The 13,743-nt window shown below is 63.2% G+C and carries 13 protein-coding genes; 10 read left to right on the top strand and 3 right to left on the bottom strand.

Annotation, left to right across the window (positions count from 1 at the left end; genetic code table 11):
- Nucleotides 1–402 precede the first annotated feature (402 nt).
- The 7 genes from CRD15_RS04145 to CRD15_RS04115 all read left to right on the top strand — a co-directional run bounded on the left by CRD15_RS04145 (nt 403) and on the right by CRD15_RS04115 (nt 7,174).
- On the top strand, nt 403–669 hold the full coding sequence (locus CRD15_RS04145; protein ID WP_034992418.1) for a toxin HicA: 267 nt from the start codon (nt 403–405) through the stop codon (nt 667–669).
- Nucleotides 670–671: 2 nt separating this feature from the next.
- Nucleotides 672–998, top strand: coding sequence for a type II toxin-antitoxin system HicB family antitoxin (locus CRD15_RS04140; RefSeq protein ID WP_187401976.1), 327 nt, complete (start codon nt 672–674; stop codon nt 996–998).
- A gap of 578 nt (nt 999–1,576) precedes the next feature.
- The gene (locus CRD15_RS04135) at nt 1,577–2,728 is read left to right on the top strand and encodes a hypothetical protein (protein WP_187401975.1); all 1,152 of its coding nucleotides are present in this window, start codon (nt 1,577–1,579) and stop codon (nt 2,726–2,728) included.
- 289 nt (nt 2,729–3,017) lie between these two features.
- Nucleotides 3,018–4,871, top strand: a complete 1,854-nt coding sequence (locus CRD15_RS04130; RefSeq protein ID WP_187401974.1) for a long-chain-fatty-acid--CoA ligase — start codon at nt 3,018–3,020, stop codon at nt 4,869–4,871.
- Nucleotides 4,872–4,874: 3 nt separating this feature from the next.
- Entirely contained in the window at nt 4,875–5,783 is a 909-nt protein-coding gene (locus tag CRD15_RS04125; RefSeq protein ID WP_187401973.1) for a glycosyltransferase, read from the top strand.
- A 247-nt stretch (nt 5,784–6,030) separates the two neighbouring features.
- Nucleotides 6,031–6,720 carry a GtrA family protein gene (locus CRD15_RS04120; RefSeq protein ID WP_034966676.1) on the top strand — a complete coding sequence of 230 codons (690 nt, stop codon included), beginning with the start codon at nt 6,031–6,033 and terminating at the stop codon, nt 6,718–6,720.
- Nucleotides 6,713–7,174, top strand: coding sequence for a GtrA family protein (locus CRD15_RS04115; RefSeq protein ID WP_304505227.1), 462 nt, complete (start codon nt 6,713–6,715; stop codon nt 7,172–7,174). Before CRD15_RS04120 ends, CRD15_RS04115 begins: the two co-directional genes overlap by 8 nt.
- A gap of 933 nt (nt 7,175–8,107) precedes the next feature.
- Here the strand turns inward: CRD15_RS04115 and CRD15_RS04110 are convergent.
- Nucleotides 8,108–9,487 carry a hypothetical protein gene (locus tag CRD15_RS04110; RefSeq protein WP_187401972.1) on the bottom strand — a complete coding sequence of 460 codons (1,380 nt, stop codon included), beginning with the start codon at nt 9,485–9,487 and terminating at the stop codon, nt 8,108–8,110.
- Between the two features lie 24 nt (nt 9,488–9,511).
- Nucleotides 9,512–10,297: a hypothetical protein gene (locus CRD15_RS04105; RefSeq protein ID WP_187401971.1), complete on the bottom strand. Its 786-nt coding sequence runs from the start codon at nt 10,295–10,297 to the stop codon at nt 9,512–9,514.
- A gap of 36 nt (nt 10,298–10,333) precedes the next feature.
- On the opposite strand from CRD15_RS04105, the gene CRD15_RS04100 reads away from it, so the two are divergent.
- The 3 genes from CRD15_RS04100 to CRD15_RS04090 all read left to right on the top strand — a co-directional run bounded on the left by CRD15_RS04100 (nt 10,334) and on the right by CRD15_RS04090 (nt 12,991).
- The gene (locus tag CRD15_RS04100) at nt 10,334–10,648 is read left to right on the top strand and encodes a hypothetical protein (protein WP_370546771.1); all 315 of its coding nucleotides are present in this window, start codon (nt 10,334–10,336) and stop codon (nt 10,646–10,648) included.
- Nucleotides 10,649–10,769: 121 nt separating this feature from the next.
- The gene (locus tag CRD15_RS04095) at nt 10,770–12,182 is read left to right on the top strand and encodes an FAD-binding oxidoreductase (protein WP_187401970.1); all 1,413 of its coding nucleotides are present in this window, start codon (nt 10,770–10,772) and stop codon (nt 12,180–12,182) included.
- Between the two features lie 50 nt (nt 12,183–12,232).
- A complete protein-coding gene (locus CRD15_RS04090; RefSeq protein ID WP_034966665.1) occupies nt 12,233–12,991 on the top strand; it encodes a decaprenylphospho-beta-D-erythro-pentofuranosid-2-ulose 2-reductase in 759 nt (252 codons plus the stop codon).
- Between the two features lie 31 nt (nt 12,992–13,022).
- Here the strand turns inward: CRD15_RS04090 and CRD15_RS04085 are convergent, their stop codons facing one another.
- A complete protein-coding gene (locus CRD15_RS04085) occupies nt 13,023–13,718 on the bottom strand; it encodes a YafY family protein (protein WP_034966811.1) in 696 nt (231 codons plus the stop codon).
- Nucleotides 13,719–13,743 lie beyond the last annotated feature (25 nt).

Genomic DNA, 13,743 nt, shown 5'->3' with positions numbered 1-13,743 from the left:
GGCTCTTGGCGGGCCGGAATGTCGCTAGAACGAGAAAGCACCAGCTAAATCAGGCTGTGCAGGGCGCTCGGCGGGCCAGAATGTCGCTAGAATGGGAAAGCACCAGCTAAATCAGGCTGCGCAGGGCGCTCGGCGGGCCGGAATGTCGTTAGAACGGGAATACGTCGGCGCCCGCAGAGCTCCGCAAAAATCCACAACGCCCTGACCTGCAGTTTTGCAAACTTGCAAACCAATCCCATTAACCCATTCCCGATCTAACGACATTTCCAGCAGGCCGCAGCCTCCGGGAAACCCCCAGGCAACCCAGCCCTCCGCACTCCCCAGCGACATAAGTGGAGCTAGGGAGAGGCTGGGGCGTCAAAAAATAGGAACAGATAGTACCGCCTGTGGTACTATTAGTGTATGGGCAACAGCGTCCCCGAGATCCTCGAGAAAATGCGCAGAGCGCCCACGAGCATCCGGTTTACCGAGCTCACGAAGGTCTGCGACCATTATTTTGAAAGCCGGAAAACCACCAAAACCTCCCACCGAACATACAAAACACCCTGGCGCGGCGACCCGCGCGTGAACATCCAGAACTCCAGCGGAAAAGCGAAGCCCTACCAGGTCCGACAAGTCCTGCGGGCCGTCGACAAGCTAGAAACTAGCCACAGGAAAGGCGAACAATAACCATGGACGTGCACAAGTACACCTACCAAACCGCCTGGTCAGACGAAGATCAGGAGTTCGTCGCAACCGTGACCGAGTTTCCGTCGCTGTCGTGGCTGGCCTGCGACCGCGCGCAGGCCGAAGCTGGGTTGCTGGACCTGGTGACCGAAGTTGTTGAGGACATGACGCAGGCTGGGGAAACCGTGCCGGAGCCGTTGGGATTGCGGCGATTCTCGGGGAAGTTCAACGTGCGGACCTCGCCGTCGTTGCATCGGATGCTGGCGATCGAGGCTCAATCGGAGGGTGTTTCGCTGAATACGCTGGTTAATCAGAAGTTGGCGGCGCGGTAGTTGCGGATTTTTATTGACGCCCCCTAGGAGGCGGCGGTTGAAACATTCGTCTGGCCTGGGAGCTTCGGCGCGCAGGGGGTTGTGGGGGCGCTTGGTGGGCCGGAATGTCGCTAGATCGAGAAAACGTCGGCCGGAGCAGGCGGTGCGGGGCGCTCGGCGAGCCGGAATGTCGCTAGAACGGGAAAGCACCAGCTAAATCAGGCTGTACAGGGCGGCCACCGAGCCAGAATGTCGCTAGAACGGGAATACGTCGGCGCCCGCAGAGCTCCGCAAAAATCCACAACGCCCTGACCTGCAGTTTTGCAAACTTGCAAACCAATCCCATTAACCCATTCCCGATCTAACGACATTTCCACCCAAAGACAACCCCCGGAGCCCCTCCATCGGCCCCCATTCCCGATCTAACGACATTTCCAGCCAGGCAGCCGCGCAGTGTCCCAGCTTCCATACACCATCGCGGGGATCTCTGCATCAAAAATTCTTGTGCCTGTGGATAAATCCGATGACGGGCGCAAACTATCCACAGCCCACCGGAACTGGAGCACACTACTCACGTGAAAAGTGTAAAGATACATCCCATGACGGGGGACAACACCAAAGCAAGCGCCAGCAAATCCACCAAGCCAACAGCCACCAAGCCAACAGCCACCAAGCCAACAGCCACAAAGCCGACAGCCACCAAGCCAACAGCCACCAAGTCCAGCGCCTACACGCCAGCCAAGCATCACCAGCCCTTAAAACACCTGGTCGACGTGCGCCGAATTGACCCCTCCCAAGCCCGGAAGTGGCAACGCTGGGTCGAGAAAGGCGAGGCCGTCCGCCTCACCCGCGGGGTCTACATACCCACGGGCCTCTGGCGCGAGATCAGTCAACAACCAAACGCGGCAGAAATCCAAGCACAGGCCTTCATCGTGGCGGAGTACCTGCGCTATTCGCATAGAATCTCTGCCGTCGTGGCGGGCAAATCCGCGGCCTTCCTCCACGGCCTGCCCCTAGAGAAGTTCGGGCCGCCGGAGACGGTGGAGTTGGCGTCACCAAAAAGAAGCCTGATGGGAAGAAACGGCAGGTCAGAACGCCACCTCGCTACGCCGGGGCAAGGCCAGCGCGCCGTGCTGATTCCCACAGAGTTCGGCGAAATCTGGACCAGCGGACTGCTGGATACGTGCCATGACCTGGGGCTTCGGCATTCACTGGACGACGCAGTCATCGCCACGGAGGCCGCGCTACACACAAAGAAAATCACGTGGCATGAGTGGTGCAACTGGCGCGCGTGGCAGAGTGAACAGCCAATCCGCCACGGCGCGCAGCGGGCTCGCACGGCGGCGCGCCTCATCACCCGCTACTCCGAAAGCCCGCGCGAGTCGCAGCTGAAGATCCGCTTCTGGGAACACGGCCTGCCCGCACCGTTTCAGCAGGTCAACATACTCAATGAGGCCGGCTGGACCATCGGGCGCGTCGACATGTTCTTCGACGTCGGCCTCGCCATCGAATACGACGGCCGCGAGAAGTACGGCTCCACCGCGCCGGCCATCGAGCGCGCCCTGCTGCAGGAACGCCAGCGCGAGAACGACATCCAAGCCCGCGGCGTCACGCTGCTGCGCATCACGGCGGAAACGTACCACTCCGGCCACGCAATCGAGCAGGTCAGCGAACATTTCCACGCCCTCGCGGCACGCCCAACCCGCCCGCCGTGCACGCTCTGGAGTGGCGGCGCGCTCGCCTGGTCGTAGCCATTTCTGTCCTTTCTTATTGACGCCCCCTCGCCTCCACCGACTTCACCTCCAGCTTCGCGAACCGTCAGCCCCGCGGGCCGTCTGCCGAGCCCGGCGCGAGCTAGGCGCGAACTAGAGATAAAAAGAGAATTAATGAACCGCGCCAGTTGGGGCACGCGAAGCGTTAGACTCGGTCACGGACGTGCAAGCGTGACTGACGGCACAGTGCAATTAGACACTGACGGCACAGTGCAATTAACGCAGCCACGCAGAGCAAATACTCCCCCCAGAACACACGCAGAACCAGGTGAAACAGTTGACCAACCCAGCAGGCGACAACGGCGCAGGCACCCCCGCCGGCAGCGAGGAAGCCACTCCGGCCAGCACCCCCGCCGGCACCAACTCCAGCGACGGCGCAACCGCATCCGAGGCCTTCAACTCCAAGGCATGGCTGCAGCACTACACCCCGTGGACGCAGCGCACTATCGACCTCGACGACCCGGCGGAAAACCCCGCGGGCTTCACCATCCCGGAGGTCTTCTGGCACGCGGTGGACACGATCGGCGAACGCAACGCCTTCACCTTCTTCGGCAAAGCCACCACCTACGAGCAGTACGGCCGCCAGGTCGCCATCGCCTCCTCAGCCCTGGAGAAGCTCGGCGTGCAGCGCGGAGACCACGTCGCCATCGCGCTGCCGAACTGCCCCCAGGCCCTCATCGCCTTCTTCGCAATCCAGAACGTCGGCGCGGTTCCGATCCTCCACAACCCGCTGTACACCGCCACCGAGCTGCACCACCCCTTCAACGACCACGGGGCAAAGGTCGCCTTCTTCTGGGACAAAGTCGGCGACGTCGCTGAACAGCTCCGCCTGGATAGCCCCCTGGATACAGTCATCGCCGTCACCCTCCCCGACGAAATGCCCGCCCCGCTGCGCTACGCCCTGAAGCTGCCGATCCCGAAGATCAAGGCTATGAAGGACAAGCTCACCGGCCCGGCGCCCTCCGCCGTCTCCTGGAAGAGCTTCATGCGCACGGGCGGAAATGGCGAGAAGTGGCTGCGTGGGGGCGTCAATAATAAGAAGACCGACCCCACCGACCCCGCGCTGATCCTCTATACCTCCGGCACCACCGGCAAGCCGAAGGGCGCCGTGCTGACTCACCGCAACCTCGTAGCGAACCTGCGGCAGGGCCAGGCCTGGGTGAAGGGCCTGGGCAAGGGGCCGAAGCCGGAGGTCATGCTGGCCGCGCTGCCGATCTTCCACGCCTACGGTCTGACCATGAACATCACGCTCGCCCCGATGATCGGCGGCGAAATCCAGCTGCTGCCCGCGCCCGAAATGCCGCTGGTCATGCGTGTGATGAAGAAGAACATGCCCTCCTGGATGCCGGGCGTGCCCGCGCTGTACCAGAACATCATGAAGGAAGCCGAGCAGCGCGGCATGTCGCTATCCGGCATCCGCAACTCCTTTAGCGGTGCCAGCGCACTGCCCGCAGAGACCGTCCGCGAGTGGGAAAGCTCCACCGGCGGCAACATCGTCGAAGGCTACGGCCTGACCGAAACCGCGCCGATCATCGCAGGTAACCCCATGGGCAAGGGCCGCGAGGGCTACATCGGCGTGCCTTTCCCCTCCACCGAAATCCGCGTAGCTAACCCCGACAACCCCGCCGAAACCATGCCCGACGGCGAGGCCGGCGAGCTAGTCGTCCGCGGCCCGCAGGTGTTCAAGGGCTACCTCAACCGCCCGGACGCCACCGCCGACGCCTTCTACGAGGACTGGTTCCGCACCGGCGACATGGCCGTCATGGAGTCCGACGGATACCTGAAGATCGTCTCCCGCATCAAGGAAATGATCATCACCGGCGGCTTCAACGTCTACCCCGCCGAGGTCGAGGAAGTCCTGTGTGAGCACCCCTCCATCGAGCAGGCTTCCGTCGTGGGCGTGCAGCGCAAGGATGGTTCCGAGACCGTCGCCGCCGCTGTGGTTCTGGCGAATGGCGCTGTTATTGACGCCGACGACTTCCGCGACTTCGCCAAGAAACGACTGACCGCATACAAGGTGCCGAAGGTTTTCCATGCTTTCCAGGAGCTGCCCGCCGACCAGCTGGGCAAGGTGCGCCGCCGGGAAGTGCAGGAGCTAGTCGCAGAGAAAGAACAGGCCTAAAACATGCCGCTGAGCAGGAAAGACACCGTCGCCGCAGTGATCGTCACGCATAACCGCGTGGAATTGCTGGAGGCCTCGCTGCGCCAGGTTGCAAACCAGGAGGGCGCGGAGGTCGCACACGTGGTGGTCGTGGATAACGGCAACGACCCGGCGGTGCGCGAGCTGGTGGAAGCGGTGTGCGGGTCGCGGGCGCACTACGTGGGATCCGCGACGAACCTGGGTGGAGCCGGGGGTTTTGCGCTGGGATTCCTGACGGCGCTGTCCCTGGGTGCCGACGCGATCTGGTGCGCCGACGACGACGGGCGGCCAGCCGACGAGCACGTGCTGGCCACCCTGCAGGAAGCTGCCGAGCGCGAGGGGCTGGAGGAAATCAGCCCGGTCGTGTGCAACATCGAAGATCCGGAGCGGCTGGCCTTTCCTCTGCGCCAGGGGTTGGTGTGGCGGCGGACGCTATCCGAGCTGGAAGGTTCTTTCCTTCCGGGGATCGCCAGCCTGTTTAACGGCGCGCTGATCAGTGCGCGGGCGATGGAGATAATTGGCGTTCCCGACTATCGACTGTTCATCCGTGGCGACGAAGTGGAATACCACCGCCGCCTAGTCCGCAGCGGCCTTCCCTTTGGAACGTGCCTGACCTGCGCTTACCTGCACCCCGACGGATCGGACGAGTTCAAGCCGATCCTCGGCGGGAAGATGCACACGCAGTACCCGGACAACGAATTCAAGCGCTACTTCACGTACCGCAACCGCGGGTACATCATGAGCCAGCCGGGCATGCGCAAACTACTGCCGCAGGAGTACGCCCGCTTCGGCTGGTTCTTCCTAGTGCAGAAGAAGGACCCGAAAGGGTTCGCCGAGTGGCTGCGACTGCACGCACTCGGCCGGCGCGAGCAGTTCCGCCGACCGGGACGGTAGCGGGCGGCGCACCCCGGAGCACGAGTGCGCCCGCCGCCCGCCGCCCGCCGGCCGAAGTTCTAAGCAACTTTTTAAGCGCACACACCGACTTCCATTTTCCTTTTATCCCGGCCACGGGCGTAGTCTAAAGAGACTGTCGCGGTGCCAATGCACAATGTCATTGCACAATGCCAATGCAAAATGGCATTGCAAAATCCAGCAAACCAAAGCAAACCCCCCGGCACCGCCTTGCACCACCTAGCCGAGGATAAAGTTAGCCGAAGTGACCGTGTCCGAAACCCAAACGACCCCTAGCGCTGAGCCCACCGGGCCCGCTGACGACGTAGGCGTCAATAAGAAGAACGCCGAAGGCGCCGCTCCTTCCCGAGCCCGCCGTCACCGCCACGTCGCGCGGCAGTTCATCCAATTCGGACTGGTCGGCGCGTCGGGATTCGTGGTAAACCAGGCGATTTTCGTGCTGTCGAAGAAGCTCGCGGAGTCTGGCTGGGATATTCATGTGCAGGATGCGTTCCTGAACCTCCTCGGCAGCCAATACCATTTGCGCTGGTACCACGTGTTTTCTGTGATCGCGTTCCTACTGGCTAACATTTGGAACTTCTGCCTGAACCGCTACTGGACTTTCCGCCACGAGCCGAAACGCGCCTGGTGGAAGCAGCTGCCGCAGTTCATGGCCGTGGGAGTGTTCGGGCTGCTGATCACGCTGGTGGTCTCGACGGCGTTGGTGAATCCGGAGTCGCCGATCGCGCTGCCGCACGACATTTTCGATAACTCGACGGGGCTGCGCACGCGCGCGTACTGGGGCAACTTCATCGGCGTGATCCTGGCGGTGCCGGCGAACTTCCTGTTCAACAAGCTGTGGACGTTCCGCTCTGCCCCTCGCGAGCCGAACCGGGTGGTGCGCGTAGTCGAGCCGCGAAGTGGCGGTGCGGATGACTAGCCCTTCTTCTAATGACGCCCCCTCGCCGCAACAGGCCGGCGGTACCAGCCGGGCCGGGCAGATGCTCCAGTCACAGCTGGTGAAGTTTGTGCTGGTCGGAGGCTTCAGCGCCATCGTCGACTTCGGCTCGACGGCGCTGTTCACCTTCGCGTTTGGCTTGAGCGATGGCGTGGCGAAGGCACTGGGATTCGTGCTGGGAACCCTGACGGCGTATTTCATCAACCGTCGGTGGACTTTCCAGGCGGAGCCGAGTGGGCGTCGATTTGCAATAACCATGGCGACCTACGGCCTAACCTTTGCGGTGCAGTGGGGACTATACAAGGTGTCGATCCCGTGGCTGGAAGGCTTCGACCTGAATGCGTTCTGGGTGCGTGCGATCAGTTTTGTGATTGCGCAGGGCACGGCGACGGTGCTGAACTTCCTGATCCAGAAGTTCCTGATTTTCAAGCGCTAGCTGGGCTTCGCCTCTGCCTCTGCCCCGCCGGCTCTGGCTTCGCCTCTGCCTCTGCCCCGCCGGCTTCGCCTCTATCTCTGCCCCTGCCTCGCCGGCTTCGCCTCTCCAGTCACTCCGAGCTCTCCAATCACTCCAGCCCCTTTCATGTCTTGATGTGAGGCAATATGAGGCAACGTGAGGCAAGCTCAGCCACTCCCAGATGCTTAAATGTCGGAAATGTTGCATTTTGTTATTGACCTCCATTTCCAACTTTGTAAACCTGCAGGTCAGAGCGTTTTCCCAGTCTTCCTCAAACTACACTCAGGAACGTTTTGCAACTTTTCCGACATTTAACAACTGGGACTGCAACTTTTCCGACAGTTAAGACCCTAAGCAGCTCCGCCGAGGTGCGGATGTCGCTAGAACGGGAATCCTGCGCTATTTGAGGTCCTCCAGGGGCTCCGCCGAGGCCCAAATGTCGTTAGAACGGGAATCCGTTAATGGCAATGCTTTGCAAATCTGCAAAAGCGCAGGTCAGAGAGTTGCGGAATTTTGCAAGGAGCTGCGGGCGCCGACAGATTCCCGTTCTAACGACATTTCAGCCCGCCGGGCGCCCTGTTGGGCCTGATCGGGCGGACAGATTCCCGTTCTAACGACATTGCGACCCGCCGGGCGCCCTGTTGGGCCTGTTTTGGCCGACAGATTCCCGTTCTAACGACATTGCAACCCGCCGGGCGCCCTGTTGGGCCTGTTTTGGCCGACAGATTCCCGTTCTAACGACATTGCGACCCGCCGGGAGGGGCATCTAGGGCAGGTCAGCGGGCAGGCTCAGCCGGGTCAGCGGGCAGCCTCGGTCAGTTCAGCGGGCAACTAGGGCAGGTCAGCGGGCAGGCCCAGCCAAGTCGGCGGGCAGAGGCGCAGGCCCAGCCGGGTCAGCGGGCGAGCCCAGCCAGGCTACAGCTGCAGGATGAAGCGGTACATCTCCAGCCGCTCCAGCACCGAGCACTGCGGAACCAACGGAACCGCCTGGTCATCGGGCTGACGCTCCCATTTGCAAGCCCCCACCTGCGCCAAGATGCGCCCGGTCCGCCGCGACAGCCATTTGATTTCGCTGGCGCTGAGGGCGTCCGTACCAAGAGCAGTTTCGGTCGGCGGCAGCTTCGCGTCCGCGCGCGTGTAACCGAGTGCCGACATGAAGGCTTCGCTGACCTCGTCGGTTTCCGCATCAACCAGGGTCGACAGGGCGATGATCCGCGCCCACGCGGCGGCGCGCCCGATTTTGCTTTTCTCGATCGGCGCGTCGGCCAGCAGCTCGGCGGCGTGCTCGGAGACGTTGGCTGGCCGCTCCAGATCCAGCGCCTGCAGCAGCGGGATGAACTCGTACATGGCCCCGTCGCGCAGCAGTTCGCGCAGCTCAGGGTCAACCTCGGCGAGGACCTGCTCGACGGTATCCTCGCCGGCCAGCGCCACATTCACCTCGGTGATGTCGACCATCGCCGGAATTCCGGCAGGGTGCAGGTGCGCGGCGAGCTCGTCTTCCTGATTTTTATCGACGCCACCCGCCTCCGCCGCATCACCATCAGCATCGCTGAGGAAGTCGGCGGCCAGGAGGACTGCTTCGGCGTTGGTATCGCCGGGCGTGTCAGCGGTGGAGCCGAAGAGGGAGTTGGAGGATCCGAAAGGCGTGTCGGCCGAGACGGCGAAGGGGGAGTCGTAGGCGGGGTCGAGCTCCTCGTGGCGGGTGGTGGTGTCGGTGACGGTGATGCTGAAGTCGTAGCCTTCGACCTTCAGCACGCCGATGGTTCCGCGGCGGAAGATATCGCTGAGAGCAGTGCCGATGGAGTTGGCTCCCTTGGCGTAGACGCGAACGCGGCCGGCGGTGCGGGCGCGGAAGCTCCAGGTTGGGGCGCCGGGTGTGCCAGCGCCAGCAAAGCCGGCGGCGGCAGGCTCGCCGTTGTCGGCGGCCTGATCTTCCAGCGCGCCCCGATCTTCCCGCGCGACGTAGCGCGTGGGGTGCGCCTCGGGCACCCGGTTGACGGCCTCTGGCCAGCGGAAACTCGTGAGGATTGCGTCGGCGAAATCGGCCACGCTCATGGCGCCGGAGACGCTGAGCAGGCGCGAGTACCTCCCCACGCTGGGGTAGTGGTGCTCCACTGCCACGGTGAATGCTGTGGTTTGTGCCCTGAATTCCCTGTTCATCCCCATCCCCCGTGTGGACATGACCCCCAGGGTTTCCTGTGTCCAACCGGCTCTGCTGCCCTCCGCCCGCGCAGCACCAGAACCGCCAGCGGATTCATACCCGCCGACGGCTCTGATGAGGGGTGTGGGTTTCATGGGTTTAAGCGTAACCGCGCCCGGCTAACCTCGCTTGGTGAGCACCACCGGCAGCGGTCGGGCATTCGAAAACTCGCTGTTCACGGCACCAATTCTGCGAACCCGGAGCTTGTCGAACGCATTGTACTGGGAGATCCAGCCTCGGAGGGCGGCAGCTTCTTTCAGTGCGCTCGCCACGGCCGCGCGCTCTGCGTAGTCTGCGTCGCCCGCGCCCGCACCGTCAGCACCCTCGCCGTCCGCGGCCGCATCGTCGGCACCGTCGCCCGCGGAAGCGCCAGCGCCCGCAATCCCCGCCTCGGCCTCGCGGAACTCCGCCAGCGGGCGGAAGCTCCCCCACGCTGGCTGCTTCTTATCCGGGAACTCCGAGCTGAAGTGCTGCTTTGCGGAGGCGAGGGCGTCCTCAAGACCAGCCTCCGTGGCGGCCACATCAATCAGCGCGACCTCCCGCGGCAACAGCTCGGCCGCCGCCGCGTCCCCCACGAACAGCACCGGATAGCGCAACAGGGCCGCGAGCATGGCCGCCCGGTCGTCGGTACCCTCAATCCAGTCGGCGTTGGCGGCGAAGCCGTGGATGCCCGCGCCGTCGATCAGCCAGGCTCCGGAGAAGTCGCCGAGCTGCACGTCAGGGTCGGTTTCCACCTGCCAGATGGCGAAGGTGGGGTCGTCCGCGGGGCCAGCAGCAGAGCCAGCAGCAGAGCCAGCGGCGGCAACGACCATGATCGGGTCGTAGCGGACGGATGCGGACTCGCCAGCCTCGGTGGAGTTCGCGACGGCGCCAGCGGCGGTGCTCTCAGGTGCAGTTGTGCTCATCGCTTTCGGAGGTTACCACCAACTATGATCATCCCCATGGCTGTTTTTGATAGGTTCCCCGCCGCCGCGAAACTCTTCAAGCGCACCAAGCCCTCCCCCGCCGAACAGGAACACAGGAGTGCGCCGGTGCGAATTGGTGGCGTCGGTAAAGAAAGCAGTTACGAGGCTTCCACCCGCACGAACCTGCCGCTCAACGAGTACATGACCCGCCTCATGGCCCAGGAACTCCCCATCCTCGACAGCACTAGCCGCCAGCGCGTGCGCGACATCCTGCGCGACTACGACGGCCCGACCATCACCGAACCCGAGGAGTTGCCGGAGGAAATCCGCCAGATCATGGAGCTCTACTAGCCCTCCGTTTGCCCTTTTTTAGTGACGCCACCCACACCGCAACTGCGAAAACGCTGGCAACTTGAGCCCCACGCGGCGCCGCACCCCGGAGTTGTCCCACCCGGGCGCTAGGGTAGAGAACATGGAATTGCACACCAGCACTCGTACCCTCACCGGGTGGGGCCGCACCGCCCCCACGACCGCCGAAGTTCTGTCTACGCAGGATGTCGACCAGATTGCCGCCGCCGTTGCGCGCGTGGCCGACGATAACGCGGATAAGCCCAGCCACCTGCAGCGTGGCGTAATCGCCCGCGGCATGGGCCGCAGTTACGGCGACCCGGCCATGAACGCCGGCGGGCTCGTTATCGACATGCAGCAGCTGAACACGATCCACAGCATCGACCCCGATACCGCCATCGTGGACGTGGACGCGGGCGTGACGTTGGACCAGCTGATGAAGGCCGCCCTGCCGCACGGCCTGTGGGTGCCGGTGCTGCCCGGTACGCGCCAGGTGACCATTGGCGGCGCTATCGGCCCGGATATCCACGGCAAGAACCACCACTCCGCGGGTTCCTTCGGCAACCACGTCCGCTCCATGGAGCTGCTGGTGGCCGACGGTCGCGTGCTGCACCTGACCCCGGAGGGCTCCGAGGACGACCCGGACGGCGAGCTGTTCTGGGCCACCGTCGGCGGCATGGGCCTGACCGGCATTATCCTGCGCGCGACCATTGAGATGACGAAGACGGAGACCGCGTACTTCATCGCCGATGGCGACATGACGCACTCCCTGGACGAGACCATCGCCTTCCACTCCGACGGTTCGGAGCACAACTTCACCTACTCCTCCGCCTGGTTCGACGCGATCAGCCCGGAGCCGAAGCTGGGCCGCGCGGCGATCTCCCGCGGTTCCCTGGCCACCCTGGACCAGCTGAAGGAATACGCGCCGAAGCTGGCGAAGGATCCGCTGAAGTTCAACGCCCCGCAGCTGATGACCGTGCCGGATATCTTCCCGAGCTTCACCATGAACAAGCTGTCCATGGTGGCCATCGGCGAGCTGTGGTGGCTGAAGTCCGGCGAGTACCGCAACCAGGTGCAGAACCTCACGCAGTTCTACCAGCCGCTGGACCTGATCGGCGAGTGGAACCGCGGCTACGGTTCCAAGGGCTTCCTGCAGTACCAGTTCGTCGTGCCGACGGAGGCCGTGGAGCCGTTCAAGGAGATCATCCGCGACATCCAGGCTTCCGGCCACTACTCCGCGCTGAACGTGTTCAAGTTGTTCGGCGAGGGCAACAAGGCTCCGCTGAGCTACCCGATGCCGGGCTGGAACGTCTGCGTGGACTTCCCGATCAAGCCGGGCCTGGGTGCCTTCCTGGATGACCTGGACCGCCGCGTGATGGAGTTCGGCGGCCGCCTGTACCTGGCCAAGGAGTCCCGCACCTCCGCCGAGAACTTCCACAAGATGTACCCCGGCCTGCCCGGCTGGCTGGCCACCCGCAAGCGCATCGACCCGACGGGGGTTTTCGCCTCCGACATGTCCCGCCGCCTAGAGCTCTAACTGCACAGAGCTTTAACTGCACAGCGCTTTAACCCCGAAAGAGAGTCACAATGATTGATGCCGTTGGCAAACCCCAGTCCATCCTGCTGCTCGGCGGCGCGTCCGACATGGGCCTCGCCGTCGTCGAGGAGTTCCTCTCCCGCGGCCCCGCACGTGTGATCCTGGCCGCCCGTGCTGGCGAGTCTTTGGATGACGCCACCGCACGCATGAACGCCGCCGGTGCCAGCGAGGTCGTACCCGTCACCTTCGACGCAGTGGACTTCGATTCCCACCCGCAGGTTTTCGAGGAAATCTTCAGCCACGGCGACGTGGATCTGGCCATCGTTGCGTTCGGAATCCTGGGCGATAACGAGAAGCAGTGGACCAACCAGAAGCTGGCCGTGCAGGCCGCACAGGTGAACTTCACCGGTGCTGTCTCCGTCGGCGTACTGCTGGCGGACTACATGAAGAAGCAAGGCCACGGCCAAATCGTGGCGTTCTCCACCGTTGCAGGTGAGATGGTTCGCCGCTCCAACTTCGTCTACGGCTCCACCAAGGCCGGCCTGGATGGTTTCTACCGCATGTTGAACGAGGCCCTGCGTGGCACCGGCGTGCGCGTGCTGACCGTCCGCCCGGGCCAGGTGCGCACCAACATGACCAAGGACCTGGACGATGCCCCGCTGACAGTGGACAAGGAAGACGTGGCCAAGGCCATCGCCAAGGCCGTGGATAACCGCAAGTCCCTGATCTGGGTACACCCCCTGTTCCGCCCGATCATGCTGATCCTGAAGCACCTGCCGCTCCCGATCCTGCGCAAGCTGCCGCTGTAGCCGTATGGTCCAGGACCGTTGATCGACTGTTTTACCAGTGTTGAGGGTTGACGCTTCGCGCATGGACAGGCGGTATTCCGACCTCGTTGATGTCGTGACCGGAACAACGTTCACTGGTCACAACAGCCTTCTTCACCCGTGACAGCGCGAACCAACGGATCGCTGATCGCAATCGGCACCATGCGACCAGATACCAACGCCCGTCGGTAAAGGCGAACAGCACCGGTTCAACATCGCGGCAGCTTTCAACCCCCTCATTGGTGACGTACTGGATCCGAGCCACCTTTTGGTCTGTCATCGCTTGTTCCAATGCAGAGCGTGTAGTCCTCAACGAAGTGGCAGAGGGATTAACCCATACACGCTCAGCTAGTCGCTCAGCTTGCTGTCTCGTACGAGGATCAAGAACGTCGACGATTTTCTCTGCCGCCGCTGTTGCCAGGTCGGCATACGGCGCATCAGTCGACACGCTCGCAGCCAACAAGGCCATTGCCTCCGTCGGGGACAGCCGCACCGGGGGAAGCGATGCACCCGGGACCAGACCATATCCACCGCCCGGACCAGGGCGCGACCAGATGGGCAGTCCGGCACTTTCCAACGCAGCTAGGTCACGCTTGATGGTGCGGACCGACACCTCAAACTCGCTCGCTAGTCGCTCAGCGCTGGCCCCTCGGGAGCCGCTACGCCGCAAAACATCCGTGAGAGCGTGAAGACGCTCGGAACGCTTCATGAAATTGCCCATTCAAAATTCATGA

Source organism: Corynebacterium sp. LK28 (assembly GCF_014335105.1).
GTDB classification, from domain to species: Bacteria; Actinomycetota; Actinomycetes; order Mycobacteriales; family Mycobacteriaceae; genus Corynebacterium; species Corynebacterium macclintockiae.
This window is presented reverse-complemented; position numbering and strand designations above follow the sequence as displayed.

Coding starts and splice junctions, on each gene's coding strand:
- CRD15_RS04145 (WP_034992418.1), top strand. CDS start 403: ATGGGCAACAGCGTCCCCGAGATCCTCGAGAAAATGCGCAGAGCGCCC.
- CRD15_RS04140 (WP_187401976.1), top strand. CDS start 672: ATGGACGTGCACAAGTACACCTACCAAACCGCCTGGTCAGACGAAGAT.
- CRD15_RS04135 (WP_187401975.1), top strand. CDS start 1,577: ATGACGGGGGACAACACCAAAGCAAGCGCCAGCAAATCCACCAAGCCA.
- CRD15_RS04125 (WP_187401973.1), top strand. CDS start 4,875: ATGCCGCTGAGCAGGAAAGACACCGTCGCCGCAGTGATCGTCACGCAT.
- CRD15_RS04115 (WP_304505227.1), top strand. CDS start 6,713: ATGACTAGCCCTTCTTCTAATGACGCCCCCTCGCCGCAACAGGCCGGC.
- CRD15_RS04110 (WP_187401972.1), bottom strand. CDS start 9,487: ATGAAACCCACACCCCTCATCAGAGCCGTCGGCGGGTATGAATCCGCT.
- CRD15_RS04105 (WP_187401971.1), bottom strand. CDS start 10,297: ATGAGCACAACTGCACCTGAGAGCACCGCCGCTGGCGCCGTCGCGAAC.
- CRD15_RS04100 (WP_370546771.1), top strand. CDS start 10,334: ATGGCTGTTTTTGATAGGTTCCCCGCCGCCGCGAAACTCTTCAAGCGC.
- CRD15_RS04095 (WP_187401970.1), top strand. CDS start 10,770: ATGGAATTGCACACCAGCACTCGTACCCTCACCGGGTGGGGCCGCACC.
- CRD15_RS04090 (WP_034966665.1), top strand. CDS start 12,233: ATGATTGATGCCGTTGGCAAACCCCAGTCCATCCTGCTGCTCGGCGGC.
- CRD15_RS04085 (WP_034966811.1), bottom strand. CDS start 13,718: ATGAAGCGTTCCGAGCGTCTTCACGCTCTCACGGATGTTTTGCGGCGT.